The sequence below is a fragment of the Cellulomonas wangleii genome (genome assembly GCF_018388445.1).
In the GTDB taxonomy this organism is placed as follows: Bacteria; Actinomycetota; Actinomycetes; order Actinomycetales; family Cellulomonadaceae; genus Cellulomonas; species Cellulomonas wangleii.
In genome coordinates, this window is the sequence record NZ_CP074405.1 from 3,890,534 (window position 1) to 3,909,527 (window position 18,994).

Here is an 18,994-nt window from a genome sequence, read left to right on the forward strand (position 1 = left end):
GAGCTCCCTTCGTCGGGACCCCCGAGGTTAGGGCCGGTCCGGCGCTCCCGCATCCGCAGGGCCCTCGCCGGCGGGTCCACCGCCGGCGGTCCCCTCGTCGCGCAGCCGCGGCTCCGTGCGGCGGGCGGGCACCACGCCGGCCTTGTCCGCGTAGAACGCGCGCACCCGGTCCATGTCCGCGCGGACGTCGCCGGTGAGCGTGAGCGTCGGGCCCAGGCCGGCCGTCATGGTCGTGCGGTCCACGTACCCGAGCGTGACCGGCAGGTCCGTCGCACGCGCGATCCGGTAGAAGCCCGACTTCCACCCGGACCCGGACCGGGAGCCCTCCGGCGTCACCACGAGGTAGAAGTGCTCGCCGGCACCCATGCGCGCGACCAGGTCGTCCACCAGACCGGCGGGGTCGCGCCGGTCGACCGGGATGCCACCGAGCCCGCGCATCAGCGGGCCGGCAGGCCCCCGGAACAGCGTGTGCTTGCCGAGCCACCGGAACGGCAGCCCCGCCTCCCACGCGATCGCGAGCATCAGGACGAAGTCCCAGTTGGACGTGTGCGGGGCGCCCAGGATGATGCCGGACCCGTCCTGCGGCACGCGCTCGGTGCGCAGCGTCCAGCGGCTCACCCGCCAGTAGGCGCGGGCGACGGCCCGACGGGCGCTCACGGCCGGGCCCCCGGCGGCAGGTCGGCGTCCCGGCACAGCAGCAGCAGTGTCATGTCGTCCTTGGAGTCAGGGTCGGAGCACACGGCCACGACCTCGTCGATGTCGACCGGGACCGTCGGGTCGGGGCGGTCGAAGCGGCGGATCAGCCGGTCGATGCCGTCGGCCAGGGCGGTCGACCGCGAGTCGACCAGACCGTCGCTGTACAGGACCAGCCCACCACCCGGCTCGATGTGCAGACGCTGCACGGGCGGCTCCCCGGAGCCCACACCGATGGGCCGGTCCACCCGCAGCGGCAGCAGCGCCGCGTCCCCGTCGGCGCTCAGGACCAGCGGCCGCGGGTGCCCGGCGGCACCCACCTGCGCCTCCCCCGTTGCCGGGTCGACCACGACGACCACGACCGTCGCCATGTCGTCCGGCATGGTGCGACGCGCCAGCTCGTCGAGGTCGACGAGCGCCTCGCGGATCTCCGCCCCCCGCATGACGTAGGCCCGCAGGGCGTTGCGCAGCTGGCCCATCGCGGCGGCCGCGCCCAGCCCGTGGCCTGCCACGTCACCGACGACGACGACGAAGCGGCCGTCCGGCAGCTCCAGCGCGTCGTACCAGTCGCCGCCGACGCGCCCGCCGGCCGCCGGGACGTAGCGTGCCTGCAGGCTCCAGCCGGGCAGCTCGGGCAGCCGTCGCGGCAGCAGGGAGAGCTGGACGGCGTGCGCCGCCGCCATCTGCCACCGGTTGCGCGTGATGATCACCTCGAGCAGCCCGCTGCGCAGGTCCGCCACCGCCCGCACGTGCTCCGGCGCCCACGGCTCGCTGCGGCCGCGCACCACCTCGCGCCACTGGTCGAAGGACTTGCGCGGGCTCAGCCGCACCTCGTCACCCTCGCGGTGCGCGATCGCCTTGTTGTGCGGGTCGCCGCCCCAGTAGATGTCACGCACCTGCTCGTACCGCAGCCAGGCGATCACCTGGTCGTCGGGCAGCCGGACCGCCAGCACGCCGGCGACGTCCGGCAGCGCACCCGCCAGCTCCGGGTCGGTGACGCCGAGCTGCGTGCGCACCGTCACCGGCTCCGGCTGCGCGAGCACCCACGCGCGCAGGGCCGCCACGTCCACGGGGACGTCACCGGCCGTGACGGTGGTCCCGTCCGCGACGACGACCAGGCCGTGGGCGGGCACGGCCGCCAGCAGGCCGTGGTCACCGGCCAGGGCCTCCGCCAGCCCGTGGTCCGGGTCGCGCGCGAGGCCCAGGACGCGGGTCATCGCCCCCTGGGCGGCGAGCTCCCGCTCCAGCTCGCGGTCCTCCGCGCGGGCGACCAACCGCAACGACAGGGCCGACCCGAGGAACTCCGCCGCCGCCCGCACGCCGAACGGCACCACGTGCGGACCGGCGTAGTGGTGGCAGGCGACCAGGCCCCACAGGCGGCCCTCGCGCAGCAGCGAGATCGACATCGAGGCCCGCACGCCCATGTTCGTCAGGTACTCGACGTGCACGGGCGAGACGCTGCGCAGCACCGCGTGCGTCAGGTCCAGCGGCTCGCCCGACGCGGGGTCCCACGCGGGCACGATCGGCGCCGGTCGGTACCCGACGTCGGCGATGAGCCGGATCCAGTTGGTCTCGTACAGCGCGCGGGCCTGCTGTGGGATGTCGGACGCCGGGTAGTGCAGGCCGAGGAACGCGTTGAGGTCCGCCCGGCGCGCCTCGGCGACGACCTCACCGTTGTGGTCCTCGTCGAACCGGTACACCATCACCCGGTCGAACCCGGTCAGCGCGCGGACCTCCTGCGCGGCGACGTCGTACAGCTCCTCCAGGGTGCCGGCACCGTGGAGCTTCTCGAGAGCGGCGCGCACGGCCTGGTACGTGTTGGGGAACGAGAAGGGACGCGGCCCGGTGGCCGTCTCCAGCTCGACCACGAGCAGCGTGCGCCCACCGATGGCGATGCGGTGCAGGATCGCGTCGGCCGTCACCAGGCCGTGCGGTCCGGCCACGTCGACGGACACCGGGTTGCGCGCCCGCAGGTCGCCGAACGTGCGCACGTGCACCCGCACCGCCTGCTCGGCGGCCACGCCCAGCACGTCGCGCAGCGGCGCACCGACGACCTCGTCGACCGAGCGCCCCGTGAGGTCCGCGACGTTGGCGGACACGTGCCGGACCACCAGGTCCGGCTCCGAGACCGCGAGCAGCACCCCGTGCGGCTGCACCGAGCCGGGGATCCGGATCGGCTCCTCGGCGCAGGCGTCGAGGTCCGCGAGTGCCTCCCCCGCGGACGGCAGAGGTCCTGGCCCAGTGCCCTGGTCGGTCATCCTCGCTCCGTCCCCGCGGCCGGGGCACCCGCCCCGAGCCCGCCCTGAAACGGTAATGGATGCCGGGCGTCAGCTGTCGAAGGGGGCGTCCAGCCACGTCGCCGCAGGCGGCACGAGCGTCTCCAGCTCCTCGAACAGGTCGTCCGGCAGGGGGACGGCCGCCGCGGCCAGGGTCTGGGCGACCCGCTCCGGGCGCGACATGCCCACGATGGTCGAGGCGAAGCGCTCGTCGCGCAGGGAGAACTGCAGGGCGGCGGTGCCCAGGTCGGTGCCGTGCCGCGCGCACGTGCGCCGCATCGCGTCCACCGCGTCGAGCACCTGCGGCGGAGCGGGGCGGTAGCCGTAGGTCGTGGGCCCGCCCTGCTGGTGGGCGAGGATCCCGCCGCCGTACACGGCCGCGTTCAGCACCCCCATGCCCTGCGCACGGGCCTCGGCGACGACCGCGCCGGCGGACCGGTCCACCAGGGTCCAGCGGTTGTGCACGAGCAGCACGTCGAACACCCCGAGCGCCAGGTAGCGCGCCATCTCCTGCACCCGTCCGCCCGCCAGGCCGATCGCCCCGACCTCCCCGGACTCGCGCAGCTCGACGAGCGCCTCGACAGCACCGTCGGGACCCGTCAGGTCGTCGAACTCGTGGAACTCCGGGTCGTGCAGGTGCACGAGCGGCAGGTGGTCCAGGCCCAGGCGGGACCGCGACTCCTCGACCGACCGGCGCACCCGCTCGCCGGAGTAGTCGGCGCCGTCGGGGTCGACCTTGGTGGCGACCGCGTAGCCGGCCGGGAGGCCGCCGGCCGCGGTCAGCGCGGCACCGATGCGACGCTCGCTCTCACCGTCCGAGTAGCCGTTGGACGTGTCGATGAACCGGACGTCGCTGTGCAGCGCGGCGCGGACCGTGTCGATCCCGCGCTCCGGGGAGACCTCCTGCCCGAAGAGCTGCGGCATGCTGCCCAGCGGTCCCCCGCCGAGGGCGAGCGCGCTCACGGTCAGCGCGGTCCCCGGCAGCGGGCGCAACCAGCCCGGCCCGCCCGGCACGTGGCGTGCGGTCATCGTCCCTCCTGACGTCGGCGCCCCCGGGGGGCGGACCCCGGCCGTCATCCGGCCAGGAACGCGCGCAGCAGCGGACCGGCCGTCGTCGAACCGTAGTCCCCCTCGGACACGAACACCGCGACGGCCAGGTCGCCGTGCACCGCGATGATCCAGGCGTGGTTGCGCAGGTCCGCGTCCTGCCCGAACTGCGCGGTGCCGGTCTTGGCCAGCACCGGGTCGCCCGGCACGTCGGCCAGCAGCCCGGCCCCGCCCTCGGTGACGACGGCCCGCATCATCGCCTGGAGCGCGGACGCCTCGTCGCCGGTCAGGGGCGCGGCGGCGGGCAGGTCGTCCTGCGGCTCGCCGGAGGCGTCGCCGTCGTCCGCGGCGTCGTCCCCCGGCCCGCCCTCGGCGTCGCCGGCCTGCGCGCCGTCCGCGTCCGGGAGCACGAGGAGCGGCACGACCGTGCGACCGGCCCCCACCGAGGCGGCCACGGTCGCCATGCCCAGCGGGGAGGTCAGCACCTGCCCCTGGCCGATGACCGACGCGGCGTGGGCCGTGGCCGACGCCTCGTCCGGCACGGTCCCCAGGAACGCCGGGAACCCGAGCTCGGCGGCCGGCTCGAGACCCAGCGAGCGGGCGGCGGCCAGCAGCTCGCCCTGGTCCGCCATGTCCCGCAGCCCGATCATCGCGGTGTTGCAGGAGTTGGCGAAGGCCGTGCGCAGCGGCACGTCGCCGAGCGCCGACGCCGGGTAGCCGGGGAAGTTCTGGAACGTGCGACCGTCGACCGTGACGGTCGGCGGGCAGGTGACCGTGGAGTCCGGCGTGAGCCCGCCCCGCAGGTACGCCAGCGCACTGACCACCTTGAAGGTCGAGCCCGGTGCGTACTGCCCCACGGTCGCCGTCGACAGCCCTTCGCCGCCCGGCCCGCTCGCGGCGGCCAGCACCTCACCGGTGGACGGCCGCAGGGCGACGATCGCCGCCGCGGGCTCGATCCCGGCGAGCAGTCCCTCGGCGCGCGCCTGGAGGTCGAGGTCCAGGGTCGTGCGCAGGGGCTCGCCGGCCACGGGCGGCACGTCCAGCAGCAGCCGCTCCGCGCCGCCGTCCTGCGAGACGGCCCGCAGGGTCAGCCCGGGGGTGCCGCGCAGGCGGGCGTCGTACTGGCGCTGCAGCCCGGAGAGCCCGGCCTGGTCACCCGCCGCGACGGCCCCCTCGGACGCCTCGATGATCTCGGCGGTCGCCTCGCCGACCGTGCCCAGGACCGGCCGCGCGAAGGTCCGGGTCGGCGCCAGCGGGATCTCGTCGGCGACCAGCGTGACGCCCGGCAGCGCGCCCAGGGCGGCCAGGTCGTACGACGGGTCCTCCTCGCGCACGACGATCGCCTCGACGAACGCCTTGGGCCCCGCCGCCACGGCGCGCGCGGCGTACGCGTCCGCGTCCGTCCCGAGCGCCGCGGCCAGACCGCGCGCGGCCGCGTCGACGTCGCCCTCGGCGACACGCGTGCGGTCGATGCCGATGCGTCGGACCGGGCGGTCGACGACGATCGGGGCGTCGCCCTGACCGAGCACCGGGCCGCGCGCGGCCGACTGCCGGGACACGGTCAGCCGCTCCCCCGCCGTCAGGTCGGGGCCCAGCAGGGGAAGCTGCCACCGGGCGCGCCACGGCCGCTCCGCGTCGTCCTCGACGCGCTCGAGCCGGGCCGTCGCCTCGTACGACCAGTCCTGGTCGGTCCACGGGAGGTCCCAGGCCACGGCGAGCCGCGCGGTGGCGCTCTGCTCGTCCTCCGCGACGGTGACCTCCCGCACCGTGGCGGTCGCGGTCGAGTCCCCCAGCCCCTCGACCACGGCCGTACGGGTCGCGGCGATCTCGTCGGGCGCCGGGGAGTCGCCGGTCAGGGGGACCGCACCGAAGTCGCCCGATCCGAGCGCGTCCGCCAGGGCCTCGGCCGCGGGTCGGGCGTCCGGGACGCTCGGGCTGCAGGCGGCGAGCCCGGCCGCCGTCAGGGCGGCGACCAGCACCGCGGTGGCCCGGCGCCGGGCGGCGCCCCGGTCGGTCGTTCGTACGGCTCGCACCGTCGTCCTCCTCGTGGTCCCCGCGCGGGCGCCGACGGGTGCGGCACCCTCCCCGCGCACGACGTCGTGGCGGGCCGGACGGGGACTCTCCGAGCCTGTCATCCCGGGGCCGTACCGCGTGCGGGTTCGGGGGGCATCTTCACCCGTCCTCCCCACCTCCAGTTGCGACCGCGGCGACGAAGCGGACGCGCCACCACGTTCCGGTTGCACCTGGACGCACGTCCGAGACACGATGCCCTCATGGACGCAGGGGGACGCCCGCCCGGGACACAGCGCGCCGACCCGCCCGACGCCGTCGGGCCTCTGGCCCCGGGCGACCGACGGCAGGCCGCCGCCGTCCTCGCGGCCGCCCTGGCGGACGACCCCGGCTACCGGCACCTCTTCCCCGTCACGGCACGCCGCGAGCGTGAGCTGCGTGAGGTGTACCGCATGACCCTGGCGGACGGGCTGCGCCACGGCCAGGTGCTGGCCACGACGCTCGACGGCGAGGTCACGGGCGTGCTCGCGCTCTACCCGCCGGGGACCTACCCCATGACCGTCGGACGCTGGGCGCGGCAGGCGGGGCGGATCGTGCGCATCGCGTCCCGCACGCGCGAGCACAGCCCGGGCATCATCCGCTTCGGGGACCTCACGTCCCGCGGCGTCCCCGCGGACAGCTGGTACGTCGAGGCCTTCGGTGTGCGGCCCGACCTGCAGCGGGCCGGGCGCGGCAGCGTCCTGCTGCGCCGGTTCCTCACCGAGGTCGACGCGCACGGCGCGCGCTCCTACCTGGAGACGACGAACGAGGAGAACGTCGGCTACTACACCGACCGCGGCTACACCGAGTCGCACGAGCCGGTGCCGCTCGCGCCCCGCGGCCCGCAGATCTACCGCATGAGCCGACCGGCGGTCGACCCCGGCCGCTGACGGCCACGGTGCCCTCATGCCGCGTCACGTCCCCGGAGGCCCGAGCCGGGCCCGCGTCCGCAGCGCCTCGGGCGTCGCCGTGGCGGGGTCCCACAGCGCGTCGACGAACCAGGTCGCCCCGGCCTCGGCGAGCGCCGCCACGCGCTCGCGCGCCGCACCGCGGTCGGCGGGCAGCGCACCGTGCAGGACCACCTCGAACGGGCCGGCGTCCGACGGGCGGTGGGCCCGCAGCCACGCGACCACCTCCGCGACGTCCTGCGGCTCGAGGTCGGCCATGGCCCGCTCCCCGCGGTGCTGGGGCACCACCCCGTCCCACCGCGCGGCACGGGCCATCGACCGGTCGGACGGGTGGGCGGCGACGACCCACACCGGGATCCGCGTGCGCCCGTCGGGCCGGGCCACCGGCACGGGTCGCAGCTGCAGCCCGTGCACCGTGAGGTGCCGCCCGTCCAGGTCGAACCGCTCGCCGGTGAACGCCCGGTCCAGCACGTCGAGCGCGTCGTCGAGCCGTTCGGCGCGCTCGCGCACCGTCGCCGCCTCACCGCTGACGCACGCGACGGCGCCGTCGGTGGGCACCCCGAGGCCGACAGGCAGCACCAGCCGCCCCCCGGACAGGTGGTCGACGGTCACCGCCTGCTTGGCGACCACCCAGGGCCGCCGCCGCGGCAGCGCGAGCACCAGGGCGCCGAGGGTCACCCGGTGCGTGCGCACCGCGGCCGCCGCGAGGACCGCCCAGGGGTCCCACGCGTCCATCCCGTCGATGTCGACGCCGTCCCACGTGAAGAAGCCGTCCCAGCCGTGCTCCTCGACGTCCACCGCCAGGTCGACGACCTGTTGGACCGTCCCGAAGCTGCCCACGAAACCGAACCGCACGGCACCCCTCCTCTCGTCCGGGACGCCACGCCCGACCCCCGCCGCCGGGGCGCCCCGGGGCTGCGTCCCCGGTCGCCGTGCGCGCCTCGTCGGCGGGCACCGCCGGGCGTCCCCGCCCGACTCTGCCGACGCTACCGGGGCCCACCCACACCGCCCCGCGCACCTGCGTGCCCGCGGTTCCGGTACCTCGCGGTACCGTCTGACGCGTCCGACCCGGCCCCTCCGGTCCCGGGCGGCGCCCCAATGGCCCTCGCGGGCACGGCTGGACGGCGGTTCATCTCGTCCCCGGCGCACCGCGGTCCTCAGTGGTGGGATCCGGCGTGGGCGCCTACCGTGGCCGGGAACCCGACGGCGGACGACGCGCACAGACGGACACGCGGCCGCCCGAGGGACCGAGGAGAGGGGGTGCGGGAGATGACCGACGACGAGCAGCTGACGTCGCCGAGGATCCCGCCGCCCCCCGCCGGCAGCCAGTTCGAGGCGGAGCACACGCCCCCGGCCGCCCTGCCGCCCGACGACGTCCTCACCGACCCCACCCACGGGCGCACGCTGCCCGCCACGCGCCCGCCGGAGGAGTTCGTCCCGCTGCGCCGCTGGGTGCTGCGCAGCGCCTCGGAGCTGCGGGCCATGCGCGGGGACCTGCGTGAGCAGCTCGCCGCGTCCGCGCCGCCCCCGGACGGTGGCGACGCCGCCGGGCCGGACAACGTCGTCCTCGTGGCGTCCGAGCTCGCGACCAACGCGCTCGCGCACGGGCGTCCCCCCGCGCAGGTGAGTCTGGCGGTCGACGGGCACGCGGTGCTCATCGTCGTGTCCGACTGCGACACGACGCACGCCCCGTTCCTCGCCCAGGGCCGCGAGCCCGGCGAGGGCGGGTTCGGCCTGCAGATCGCGCGCCGGCTCTCGAGCAGCGTGGGCTGGTGGTCCGACCCGGGCGGCAAGCACGTCTGGGCCACGTTCCCGGCCGAGCCGACGACCTGACGACACCCGTGGGCGTCCCGGCCGCGGGACGGGCGCGGTGCTCGCGCCGCCCACCGGCGACAATCAGCGCATGACGACGAACGACGCGCTGCTCCGCCTGCGGGGGACGACCCTGGGCGCGGGGTCCCCGAGCGTGTGCGTGCCCCTGGTGGCGACGACCGTCGGCGACGCCGTCGACGCCGCGCACGCCCTGCCGACCGGCGTCGCCGACGTCGTCGAGCTGCGCCTGGACCACCTCACGGGTGCCGCGGCCGACCCGGCCCTCGTGGGCGCTGCCGTCGCGGCGGTGCGGGCCGCGCTGCCCGGGGAGGTGCCGCTGCTCGCCACCTTCCGCTCCGCCCGGGAGGGCGGTGCCCAGCCCGCGGACGACGCGGCGTACGCCGCCGTCGTCGCCGCCGTGGTCGCCGGCGCCGGGCCGGACGGGGCCGACGCCGTGGACGTGGAGCTCGCCACCCCGGACGTCGCGGACACCGTGGCGCGGGCGCGGGCCGCCGGGCTCGCGGTGGTCGTCTCCCACCACGACTTCGTGCGCACGCCTCCCGCGGCCGACCTCGTCGCCCTGCTGCGCCGGCAGCGGGACGTCGGTGCCGACGTCTGCAAGGTCGCCGTCCTGCCGCACGACCCCGACGACGTCCTCGCCCTGCTCACGGCCACGCGGGAGTTCGCGCGCGACGCCGACCGGCCCGTCGTGACCGTCGCGATGGGTGCGCTCGGGCTGGTGACGCGCCTGGCCGGCGGGGTGTTCGGGTCGGCGATGACGTTCGGTGCCGTGGGGACCGCGAGCGCGCCGGGCCAGGTGGACGCCGCGCGGCTGCGCGACGTGCTGACCCTGCTGCACGACGCGTCGTAGGCCTGCCCGGGACGGCCCGCCCCGGCACCGGACCGGCGGGCACCGGCGGCCGGCACCGGGAGGGTCAGGCGCCGTTCGCGCGCCGCTCGTCGACCTCGCGTGCCGCGGCCCGTGCCTTGTCCGCGTCGCCGCGGCCCCGGCTCGGGTCGTCGTCCCCGCCCGGGTCCTCGCCGGACGCCTCGCCCGGGTCGTGCAGCATGTGCGAGTGCACCAGCTCGTGGCGCTGCACGTACGTGTTGGCCACCGCCTGGATCGTCGCCGCGATCGGCAGCGCGAGGAACGCGCCGAGCGCCCCGAACACGGCGCCGAACGCCAGCACGACGACGAACGACACCGCCGGGTTCATCTCCAGGGCACGCGCCGACACCTTGGGCGCCAGCCACAGGTTCTCGACCTGCTGGTACGCGAGGATGAACGCCAGCACGCCCAGCGCCTGGGGCACGCCCTGCGACGTCAGCGCGACCGCGACCGGCAGCGCACCGCCGATGTACGTGCCGATGGTGGGCACGAACTGCGAGACGACCCCGGTGAACAGGGCCAGCGGGAGCGAGTACGGCGTGCCCAGGATGGCGAGGAACGCGAACGTCGCGACCGTGGCGATCGCCGCCAGGACGATGCGGGTGTTGAGGAAGTCCGAGACCTTGACCTGGGTGACCTCCCAGAGCCGCAGCACCTCCTGCTGCCGGTTCGGGGTGAGCCACCGGCAGATCGACGCGCGGAACCGCGGGCCGGCAGCCAGCAGGTAGTAGGTGACGAGCAGGATGGTCAGGGCGGCGAAGACGCCGCCGACGATCGTGGAGCCGACCAGCAGGGCCCCGGAGGCGACCTCGGTGCCCCACTCCTCGGCGCCCTGGCGCAGCAGCTCGGCGACGTCCGGCACCTCGACGTCGAACCGCTCCTGCACCATCTCCTGCGCGGACGTGTACAGGTCCGGGACGTTGCCGACGAGCTGGACGAGCTGCTGCACGAACAGGTTGCCGAACAGCGCCGTGACCACCAGCACGACGGCGAGCCCGCCGAGCAGCGCGAACGCTGCCGCACCACCCCGCTTCCACCCGTGCCGCACCAGCCACACGACGATCGGCTCGAGCGCGAGCGCGACGAAGAACGCGATCAGCAGGTTGACCAGCAGGCTCTGCAGGGCCCCGATCGCGTCCCACGCGAAGATCCCGACGAAGACCGCGACGACCGCCATCGCCAGGCCCTTGCCCCACCAGCGGGGCGGGCGGCGGGCGTCGTGCTGCAGCGGGCGCGTGCCCTCGTCGCCCGGGGAGTCGGGTGCCCCGAACAGGGGCGCACCGGTCGCGGGTGGCGCGTCGGGGGCCGGGGCGTCGCTGCCCGGGGAGTACGGCGACGCAGGCGTGGTGTCGGTGGTCACGGGTGGTCCTCCGCGGAGCATGACGTCGGGGGTGACGGGCGGGCTGCTGACCTGCTGCTGGGTGCCGGACGAGGTGCCGACGGTGCCGGCGCCGCGCGTGCGGGCCCCACCCTAGGGCGGGACGCGGCCGCTAGGGTCCGAACATGCCCAGCGGCGTCCCGGCCCCTGACCCGCCCGTGGTCGTCCGCGACGCGACGCCCGCCGACGGTGCCGCGTGCGCGGCGGTCTACGCGCCGTACGTGCACGACACCGCCGTGTCGTTCGAGGACCTCCCGCCGACGCCCGACGAGATGGCCGGTCGCATCGCTGCCGCGCTGGCGTCGCACGCGTGGCTGGTCGCCGTGCTGCCACCCGGCACCCCGGACGCGGGACGGGTCGTGGGGTACGCGTACGCGGTGCCGTTCGCGGCGCGTCCGGCGTACCGGTGGGCGTGCGAGACGAGCGTGTACCTGGAGCCGGGCCGGCGGCGCACGGGCGCGGGGCGGGCCCTGTACTCCGCGCTGCTCGAGCGGCTGGCCTCCCTGGGGTACCGGCAGGCGGTCGCCGGGTACGCGGAGCCGAACCCCGCCAGCGCCGCCCTGCACGCGGCCCTCGGGTTCGAGCCCGTCGGCACGTTCCGCGACATCGGGTTCAAGCACGGCGCGTGGCGGGACGTCACGCGGGTGCAGCGTGCGCTCGGTGCAGGGGGGACGACGCCGCCGGAGTGACGCTCGACCCGGCGTGAGGCGGGCGGGTGCAGCAGGTCGGCCAGGTGCGTGAGGTGCTCGCGGACGGCGGCCGGGCCGCGCGTCTGCACGTCGGCGAGGTAGGCGGTGTGCTCGTCGACCAGCGCCGGGACGTCGTAGCGGGCACGGGCGTGCAGCAGCAGGAGGGCGACCTCGGCGCCGAGGGCCGCGTACGCCTCCGTCAGCCGGGGCGACCCGGCAGTGGCCGGTCGCGCGCGCCCTGCGCGAGGCGCTGGCGGACTGAGCCGTCCCGCAGGAGACGCGCCTGCCACCCCTCACACCCGGCGGGCGACCGAGGGGCGTGTCAGGAGGCCGGGGTCGCCCGCGCGTCGCCCGGAGCCCGGCCACCGGCGTCGCGCCGCTGCCGTCGGCCGCGCGCCAGCTCCGTCCCCAGCGCGTCGAGCGGCTGCGCGAACGGGTCGAGGAACCCGGCCAGCCAGTCCTCGACGACGCTCAGCGCCCCCGGCTCGACGCGGTAGAGCCGCCGCGGTCCGTCCGCACGGACCGTGACGACACCGGCCTCCCGCAGCACCCGCAGGTGCTGGGACGTCGCGGGCTGCGAGATGCCGAACTCGTCGGCGGCCGCCGCGACCAGCTCCCCGGCCGCGCGCTCGCCACGCCCGAGGTGCTCCAGCAGGCGCCGTCGCACGGGTTCCGCGAGCGCGGCGAGGACGACGTCGACCGGCACGGCACCCGCCCGCTCGGCCCGCGCGGGCGTACCGTCGGCGGCCGTGGCGCTCGCGGCCACCTCGCTCATGCCTCCCTCATGCCCGCGCCCCTCCCCACGTCCGCGACGCTCATGCCTCGGGCGCCGCCGTGCCCGTGTAGAACGCGAACGTCCGCTGCCCGGCGGCCTCCGCCGACGCCGCCTCGCGCCCGTCCGCGGTGTCCGCCCGGGCCCAGCCGGTCGCCGCCCGCTCGATGAACCCCTGCCCCTCGGGCGTCATGGGCCACTGCTCGCCGCCCTCCTGTGCGACCGCCGCCCCGGTGGCGAGGTGCACCGCGAGCCCCCACAGCGCCAGGTCCCACCCGACGCCGACGGCCCCGGGCCCGAACTGCTCCCAGAACGCCGGGTCGACGTGGGCCTCGTGCAGCAGCGTGAGCTCGGTGCCGCCGTCGGCCGGGGCCAGCAGCACCTCGACCCAGCTGACCTGCTCGCCCATCTCCCAGGTCAGGGCGAACCGCTCGGGCGCCCGGCACTCCTCGACGACGCCGCCGGCGTTGCCCACCACCTGGTAGCGGCCGCCCTCGCGCAGGTCGCCGGTGACGGGCGCGAACCAGCGCGGCAGCCGCTCGGGATCCGTGAGCGCGTCCCAGACGTCGTCGACCGCGGCGCGGTACGTGCGGCGCGCGACCGCGACCTTCGTCGGCGCGCCGCCCCGCTCGCCGCGGCGCAGCTCACGCGTGACGAGGCCGGCCTGCTGCAGTGCGTCGATGCCGGTCATGGCTCCTCCAGAGACCTTGTGAATAAGTCGTGACTTATACGCTACGCCCGGCGGTCCGACGGCGTCCACCCCTCGGCGCACGTCCGGCACTCCCGCGTCCCAGCCGTGCGCCCCGGGCCACCCGACCCCTCGACGCGCCCGGCATGACCCGGCACGCTGGCCAGGTGCTCCTGCCACCCACGGTCGCCGCCGGGGTCGCCGACGGCTCCGTCACCCTGGCCTTCCGCCGCTGGCAACGCCCCGACGTGCGCGCCGGCGCGCGCTTCCGCACCGGTGCGGGCGTGGTCGAGGTGACGTCCGTGGACACCGTCGACCCGGCGTCCCTGACCGACGACGACGCCCGCGCGGCCGGGTTCGCGGGCGCCGCCGCGCTGCTGCGCGTGCTCGACCCCGCGGAGGTCGCCCGGCGCCGGCGCACCGCGCGCTACGGCCGCACCCCGGCGGACGACACCGCACCCGCCGACGCGGCCACGTGGCCGGTGTACCGCATCGGCCTGACGTGGGCCGGCCCCGACCCCCGCGTCGCCCTGCGCGACGACGCCGCGCTCACCGACGCCGACGTCGCCGCGATCGACGCGCGCCTCGACCGGCTGGACCGTGCCGGCAGCCACGGCCCGTGGACCGCCGCCACGCTCGACGTCATCCGCCGCCGCCCCCACGTGCGCGCGCCGGACCTCGCCGCCGAGCTGGGCCGCGAGCGCGACCCGTTCAAGATCGACGTCCGCAAGCTCAAGGGCCTGGGCCTGACGCAGAGCTTCGACGTCGGCTACGCGCTCAGCCCGCGCGGGGAGGCGTACCTCGCGCGCACGGAACGCACCGGGCGCAGCTGACGTCGCCGGGCGGACGGGCGCGACGCGGGCCGCCTCACGCGTCGGCCCCGAGCGTCCGCTCGTACCGGCGCAGCACCGGGTACGGCGGGAAGGTCGTCCGCGTGACCACGTCGGTGGCCCGCCAGCCGCGGCGCTCGTAGAACCGCACGGCCCGGAGGTTGTCGTCGAACACGCGCAGCCAGGCCGTCCGGTGCCCCTGGGCGCGCAGGTGGTCGAGCACCTCGTCGTGCGCGAGGCCCGCCAGGCCGGTCCCCCAGGTGGCCACCGCCGTGCCGAAGTGCAGGAGCTCGTCCCCCCGCGTGGCGGCGAACCCGGCGACCTGACCGTCCCGCACGACCGCGAAGCAGTCCACGCCCGGGTCGTCGAGCTCCGCCTCCCACCGCGCGCGGACCCGCGCGGTCGGGAACGGGTGCTCGTCCTGGGGGAAGAGGTGCCCCAGCCCGGCGACGGCGCCCTCGCGCTGGACCTCCAGGAGCACCTCGAGGTCGTCGCGCGTCAGAGGGTGCAGGACCGCCATGCGGTCACGGTAGCGGCCGGAGGGCGGCCACCGGCCACCCGCCCGCGATACTCGTCCCACCCCCGACGAGAGGCCTCCACCATGACCGTCCTGCGCTCGGTCCTGCTGTTCGTCGCGGCCGCGGGCCTGGAGATCGGTGGCGCGTGGCTCGTCTGGCAGGGCATCCGCGAGCACCGTGGCTGGGTCTGGGTCGGGCTCGGTGTGATCGCGCTGGGGCTGTACGGCGCGGTGGCGACGCTGCAGCCGGACGCGAGCTTCGGGCGGATCCTGGCCGCGTACGGCGGGGTGTTCGTCGCCGGGTCGCTGCTGTGGGGCACGGTCGTCGACGGGTTCCGACCGGACCGGTGGGACGTCATCGGCGCCCTGGTGTGCCTCGTCGGCGTCGGGCTGATCATGTACGCGCCGCGTCCGGCCTGACGCACCGGCCGCATGACCTGCGGTGTCACGCACGCCCCGCGTTGTGCCGCGGCGCCTCGCCCACGACACTGTCGGCACACGGCCGGCCCCCGCCGGTCACGGTACGGCGGAGGCGGCATGACGCGGACGAAGGCGAAGCGGGTCGGGATCCTCACGGCGGGCGGCGACAGCCCCGGCCTGAACGCCGCGATCCGCGGGTTCGGCAAGACCGCGATCGCGCACTACGGCATGGAGCTGTTCGGGTTCCGTGACGGTGTGACGGGGCTGGTGGAGAACCGGTACGTGGAGCTCGACGGCAAGGCCCTGTCCGGCATCCTCACCATCGGCGGGACGATCCTCGGGACGAGCCGCGACAAGGTCCACCGGTACGTCGTGGACGGCGAGCCGCAGGACATGGTGCCGGTGGTCGCGGAGAACTACCGCGAGCTGGGCCTGGACGCCCTCATCATGCTGGGCGGCGGCGGGACCGCGAAGAACGCGATGCGCCTGGTCGAGGCCGGGCTCAACGTCATCCACCTGCCCAAGACCATCGACAACGACATCGCCGAGACCGACACGAGCTTCGGGTTCGCCACGGCCACGGAGATCGCGACCGACGCGGTGGACCGGGTGCACTCCACGGCGCACAGCCACCACCGCATCATCCTCACGGAGATCATGGGGCACCGAGCGGGCTGGCTGACGCTGGCCGCCGGGGTCGCGGGCGGCGCGGACATCATCCTGATCCCCGAGATCCCGTACACGATCGAGTCGGTCGCCGAGACGATCCGGCGTCGTACCGCCCACGGCTCGTCGTTCTCCGTGGTGGCCGTCGCCGAGGGCGCCCGGGACGTCGAGGACACCGCGGACTACGAGGCGGCACAGCTGCTCGTGAAGTCCGCGAAGACGCCCGAGTCGCGGCGTGCGGCCAAGAAGCACCTGGCCCACGTCGAGGACGCGCAGCGGGAGCACACGTTCAAGCTGGCGCGCGAGCTCGAGGCCGCCACAGGGCTGGAGACGCGCGTGACGATCCTGGGGTACGTGCAGCGCGGCGGGACGCCGTGCGCGGCGGACCGTCTGCTCGCGACGCGCCTGGGTGCGGCGGCGGCGGACCTCGTGGACCGCGGCGAGTTCGGTGTGATGGTCGCCGCGCGCGGTGACGACGCCGTCCCGGTGCCGCTGTCCGACGTGGCCGGCAAGGTCAAGCTCGTCCCGCCGGACCACGCGTGGGTGCGGGCGGCGCGCCAGGTGGGCACCGGGCTGGGCGACTGACCCGCCCGCCTGGCGCGTGGCGCCCGGTCGGCGCAAGGTGGGCCGAGGGTCCCGCGACGCGCGGGCCGCCGCGAGGGGGCCGACATGTGCCGATGGCTGGCGTACTCCGGGGCTCCGGTCACGCTGAACGACCTGCTCTACAAGCCGGCGAACTCGCTCGTGCTGCAGAGCCTGCACAGCCGGATGGGTGCGGAGCCCACCAACGGTGACGGCTTCGGCATCGGCTGGTACGACGGGCACGCGCCGGAGCCGGGCATCTTCCGCAGCACCGAGCCCGCGTGGAGCGACCCCAACCTGCGCGAGCTGGCGCGTCACGTCCGCTCGGGCACGGTGTTCGCGCACGTGCGCGCCACCAGCGGCACGGCGATCCAGCTGACCAACTGCCACCCCTTCCGCCAGGGTGACTGGCTGTTCATGCACAACGGGGCGGTCGACCGGTTCCCGCTCCTCAAGCGGGACCTGCAGCTCGCGGTCGACCCCGCGCTGTTCCCGACGATCGAGGGCACGACCGACTCCGAGACCCTGTTCCACCTGGCGCTCACGTTCGGCCTGACGGACGACCCGCCGGCCGCGATGGCGACCGCGGTCGGCCTCGTCGAGGCGACGGGCCGGCGCCACGGCGTCGACTTCCCGTTCCAGGGCACGCTCGCCGTGACCGACGGGCACCGCATGTGGGCCGTCCGCTACTCCTCCGAGGGCCGCTCGCGCACGCTGTTCCGCAACGCCGACGTGTCGGTCCTGCGGCAGCACTACCCGGACCACGCCGCGCTGCAGGGCCTGTCGGACGACACCCGCGTCATCGTGTCCGAGCCGCTGGGCGAGCTGCGCGGCGCGTGGCTCGAGGTACCCGAGGGCACGTGCCTCGTCGTCGACGGCGCGGACGAGGAGCTGCACCCGTTCGTCCCGACGGCGCCGGCCGCCTGACCTCGCCGGGGACCACGGGCGCCCGGCCGGCCCGAGGGTCCGGGCCGGTCACACCGGGCTGGGCGCCTCGTGTTCCCCGTCCGGCTCCCAGCGCAGCAGGTCGCCCGGCTGGCACTCCAGCACCTCGCACAGCGCGGCGAGCGTGGTGAAGCGCACGGCCTTGGCGCGCCCGTTCTTCAGCACCGCGAGGTTGGCGGGCGTGATGCCGACGCGCTCCGCGAGCGTCCCGACGGACATCTTGCGGCGCGCGAGCATGACGTCGACGTCCACGACGATCGGCATCAGATCACCTCGTCGAGCTCGTCGCGCAGGCGCCGGGCCTCGCGGTCGCGGTCGACGGCCTGTGCGAGCAGCATCCGCAGCAGCAGGACGATCAGGGCGACGCCGCCGACGACGAGCGCCGCGCCGCAGACCAGCAGCACGATGCCCGGGGCGACCGCCTCCCCCGGCGCGAGCACGACCGCCAGCGCGAACGCCAGGACCGCCGCCGCGGTGATGGCGCCGATGATGACGTCGACCCAGCGGAACGCGGCGGGGGTGAACACCTCCTCGCGGCGGACCATCGTCAGCAGACGCCAGACGCACACGCCGCAGACCTGCAGCGTGAGGAGCCCCAGCACGAAGATCGCGACGAACGGCACCCGCACGGACAGCGGGGCGCCGGCCTCCACCAGGTCGGTCCACAGCAGCGGCGCCATGACGCACTGGACGAACAGGGTCCCCGCGAGCGCGAGCGCGATGACGACGCGCAGCGCTCCGACGGTCAGGTTGCGCATGACGGGCTCCTCGATCGAACGTCCGGTGTCAGACGCGACGAATCTATCGAGAAACGATCGATTCCTCAAGATAGTCGATCGGGGAGCCGGTCGCAGCGCGCTCGGCACGCCCTCAGACGCGCACGACGACCTTGCCCCGCACGTGCCCCTCGGCGACGAGGTCGTGCGCCGCGGCCGCGTCCGCGAGGTCGAAGACCTGCGCCACGTCGACCTTCACGGCGCCGTCGTCGATCAGCCGCGTGAGCGCGTCGAGGTCCCCCGTGCTGGGCCGCACCCACACGTAGTGCCCGCCGAGCTCGTCGCGCGCAGCGGTGTCGACGATCGACGCGACCGTGCCGCCGTCGGCCAGGACCGCGCGCGTCGTCGGCACCAGGTCGTCCGAGCCGTAGTCCAGGACGACGTCGACGCCCTGCGGTGCCAGCGCGCGCACGCGCTCGACCAGGCCGTCGCCGTACTCGACGGGCTCGGCACCCAGGCCGCGCAGGTGCTCGTGGTTGCGCGCCGACGCGGTCCCGATGACGCGCGCCCCGCGGGCCCGCAGGATCTGCACGGCGAACTGCCCGACGCCCCCGGCCGCGGCGTGCACGAGCACCGTCCGCCCGTCGCGCACCCCGACGCGCTCGATGGTCTGGTACGCCGTGAGCCCCGCGAGCGGCACCGCCGCGGCCTCCTCGAAGCTCAGCGACGCGGGCTTGCGGGCCAGCGTCCGCACGGGCGCGGAGACCAGCTCGGCGAACGTCCCACCGTGCAGCCAGTCCTTGCGGACGTACCCGTAGACGTCGTCGCCGGCCGCCAGCTCCGGGGTGTCCAGGCCCGGCCGCTCGACGACGCCCGCCACGTCCCACCCCGGGATCGCGGGGAACTCGGTGTCGATGATCTGGTCGAGGTACCCGGCGCGGATCTTCCAGTCCACCGGGTTCACGGACGCGGCACGTACCCGCACCAGGACGCTGTCGGAGCCGACCTTGGGCTCCGGCTGGTCGGTGAGCTGCAGGACGTCGCTGCCGCCGAAGTGGTCGTAGGTGATGGCTCGCATACCGACCGCAACCGCCCAGGGGTGCGGGTCTGTTCCGCC

Annotated in this window: 20 protein-coding genes; 8 read left to right on the plus strand and 12 right to left on the minus strand. The window is 75.9% G+C overall.

Annotated features, from left to right (window positions below):
• Positions 1-27: 27 nt before the first annotated feature.
• From KG103_RS17780 to KG103_RS17795, 4 genes are all read right to left on the minus strand, one after another.
• Positions 28-657: a 1-acyl-sn-glycerol-3-phosphate acyltransferase gene (locus KG103_RS17780; protein WP_207339795.1), complete on the minus strand. Its 630-nt coding sequence runs from the start codon at positions 655-657 to the stop codon at positions 28-30.
• On the minus strand, positions 654-2,951 hold the full coding sequence (locus KG103_RS17785; RefSeq protein WP_207339796.1) for a SpoIIE family protein phosphatase: 2,298 nt from the start codon (positions 2,949-2,951) through the stop codon (positions 654-656). The genes KG103_RS17780 and KG103_RS17785 overlap by 4 nt, the downstream gene beginning before the upstream one ends.
• 69 nt (positions 2,952-3,020) lie before the next feature.
• Complete coding sequence (locus tag KG103_RS17790) at positions 3,021-3,998, minus strand: aldo/keto reductase (protein WP_207339797.1); 978 nt, start codon at positions 3,996-3,998, stop codon at positions 3,021-3,023.
• Between the two features lie 44 nt (positions 3,999-4,042).
• Complete coding sequence (locus tag KG103_RS17795) at positions 4,043-6,049, minus strand: penicillin-binding transpeptidase domain-containing protein (RefSeq protein ID WP_249670658.1); 2,007 nt, start codon at positions 6,047-6,049, stop codon at positions 4,043-4,045.
• Between the two features lie 240 nt (positions 6,050-6,289).
• Here KG103_RS17795 and KG103_RS17800 point away from each other — a divergent pair, with 240 nt between their 5' ends.
• Complete coding sequence (locus KG103_RS17800) at positions 6,290-6,955, plus strand: GNAT family N-acetyltransferase (RefSeq protein ID WP_207339799.1); 666 nt, start codon at positions 6,290-6,292, stop codon at positions 6,953-6,955.
• 24 nt (positions 6,956-6,979) lie between these two features.
• Here the strand turns inward: KG103_RS17800 and KG103_RS17805 are convergent, their stop codons facing one another.
• A complete protein-coding gene (locus KG103_RS17805) occupies positions 6,980-7,828 on the minus strand; it encodes an LLM class flavin-dependent oxidoreductase (protein WP_207339800.1) in 849 nt (282 codons plus the stop codon).
• 414 nt (positions 7,829-8,242) lie between these two features.
• On the opposite strand from KG103_RS17805, the gene KG103_RS17810 reads away from it, so the two are divergent.
• Both KG103_RS17810 and aroD read left to right on the plus strand, forming a co-directional pair.
• A complete protein-coding gene (locus KG103_RS17810; protein ID WP_207339801.1) occupies positions 8,243-8,806 on the plus strand; it encodes an ATP-binding protein in 564 nt (187 codons plus the stop codon).
• Positions 8,807-8,876: 70 nt separating this feature from the next.
• On the plus strand, positions 8,877-9,656 hold the full coding sequence (gene aroD / locus KG103_RS17815; RefSeq protein ID WP_207339802.1) for a type I 3-dehydroquinate dehydratase: 780 nt from the start codon (positions 8,877-8,879) through the stop codon (positions 9,654-9,656).
• A 64-nt stretch (positions 9,657-9,720) separates the two neighbouring features.
• On the opposite strand, the gene KG103_RS17820 is transcribed toward aroD, so the two are convergent.
• Positions 9,721-11,034: an AI-2E family transporter gene (locus KG103_RS17820; RefSeq protein WP_249670660.1), complete on the minus strand. Its 1,314-nt coding sequence runs from the start codon at positions 11,032-11,034 to the stop codon at positions 9,721-9,723.
• Between the two features lie 143 nt (positions 11,035-11,177).
• Here KG103_RS17820 and KG103_RS17825 point away from each other — a divergent pair, with 143 nt between their 5' ends.
• The gene (locus tag KG103_RS17825) at positions 11,178-11,741 is read left to right on the plus strand and encodes a GNAT family N-acetyltransferase (RefSeq protein WP_207339803.1); all 564 of its coding nucleotides are present in this window, start codon (positions 11,178-11,180) and stop codon (positions 11,739-11,741) included.
• Between the two features lie 322 nt (positions 11,742-12,063).
• Here KG103_RS17825 and KG103_RS17830 read toward each other — a convergent pair whose 3' ends face one another.
• Positions 12,064-12,516 (minus strand): ArsR/SmtB family transcription factor, encoded by a 453-nt coding sequence (locus KG103_RS17830; RefSeq protein WP_207339804.1) that lies wholly within the window; start codon positions 12,514-12,516, stop codon positions 12,064-12,066.
• 40 nt (positions 12,517-12,556) lie between these two features.
• Complete coding sequence (locus KG103_RS17835) at positions 12,557-13,204, minus strand: SRPBCC family protein (protein WP_207339805.1); 648 nt, start codon at positions 13,202-13,204, stop codon at positions 12,557-12,559.
• A gap of 164 nt (positions 13,205-13,368) precedes the next feature.
• On the opposite strand from KG103_RS17835, the gene KG103_RS17840 reads away from it, so the two are divergent.
• Positions 13,369-14,034: a hypothetical protein gene (locus KG103_RS17840; RefSeq protein WP_249670661.1), complete on the plus strand. Its 666-nt coding sequence runs from the start codon at positions 13,369-13,371 to the stop codon at positions 14,032-14,034.
• A 34-nt stretch (positions 14,035-14,068) separates the two neighbouring features.
• On the opposite strand, the gene KG103_RS17845 is transcribed toward KG103_RS17840, so the two are convergent.
• Positions 14,069-14,551, minus strand: a complete 483-nt coding sequence (locus KG103_RS17845) for a GNAT family N-acetyltransferase (RefSeq protein ID WP_207339807.1) — start codon at positions 14,549-14,551, stop codon at positions 14,069-14,071.
• 81 nt (positions 14,552-14,632) lie between these two features.
• Here KG103_RS17845 and KG103_RS17850 point away from each other — a divergent pair, with 81 nt between their 5' ends.
• From KG103_RS17850 to KG103_RS17860, 3 genes are all read left to right on the plus strand, one after another.
• Positions 14,633-14,968: a YnfA family protein gene (locus tag KG103_RS17850; RefSeq protein WP_207339808.1), complete on the plus strand. Its 336-nt coding sequence runs from the start codon at positions 14,633-14,635 to the stop codon at positions 14,966-14,968.
• Between the two features lie 117 nt (positions 14,969-15,085).
• Positions 15,086-16,219, plus strand: coding sequence for an ATP-dependent 6-phosphofructokinase (locus tag KG103_RS17855; RefSeq protein WP_207339809.1), 1,134 nt, complete (start codon positions 15,086-15,088; stop codon positions 16,217-16,219).
• Positions 16,220-16,303: 84 nt separating this feature from the next.
• Positions 16,304-17,143: a class II glutamine amidotransferase gene (locus KG103_RS17860; RefSeq protein ID WP_207339810.1), complete on the plus strand. Its 840-nt coding sequence runs from the start codon at positions 16,304-16,306 to the stop codon at positions 17,141-17,143.
• 48 nt (positions 17,144-17,191) lie between these two features.
• Here the strand turns inward: KG103_RS17860 and KG103_RS17865 are convergent, their stop codons facing one another.
• The 3 genes from KG103_RS17865 to KG103_RS17875 form a co-directional block, all read right to left on the minus strand.
• The gene (locus KG103_RS17865) at positions 17,192-17,425 is read right to left on the minus strand and encodes a helix-turn-helix domain-containing protein (protein ID WP_207339811.1); all 234 of its coding nucleotides are present in this window, start codon (positions 17,423-17,425) and stop codon (positions 17,192-17,194) included.
• Positions 17,425-17,919 (minus strand): DUF2975 domain-containing protein, encoded by a 495-nt coding sequence (locus KG103_RS17870; protein WP_207339812.1) that lies wholly within the window; start codon positions 17,917-17,919, stop codon positions 17,425-17,427. The genes KG103_RS17865 and KG103_RS17870 overlap by 1 nt, the downstream gene beginning before the upstream one ends.
• 112 nt (positions 17,920-18,031) lie before the next feature.
• On the minus strand, positions 18,032-18,955 hold the full coding sequence (locus KG103_RS17875; RefSeq protein WP_207339813.1) for an NADP-dependent oxidoreductase: 924 nt from the start codon (positions 18,953-18,955) through the stop codon (positions 18,032-18,034).
• Between the last annotated feature and the right edge of the window lie 39 nt (positions 18,956-18,994).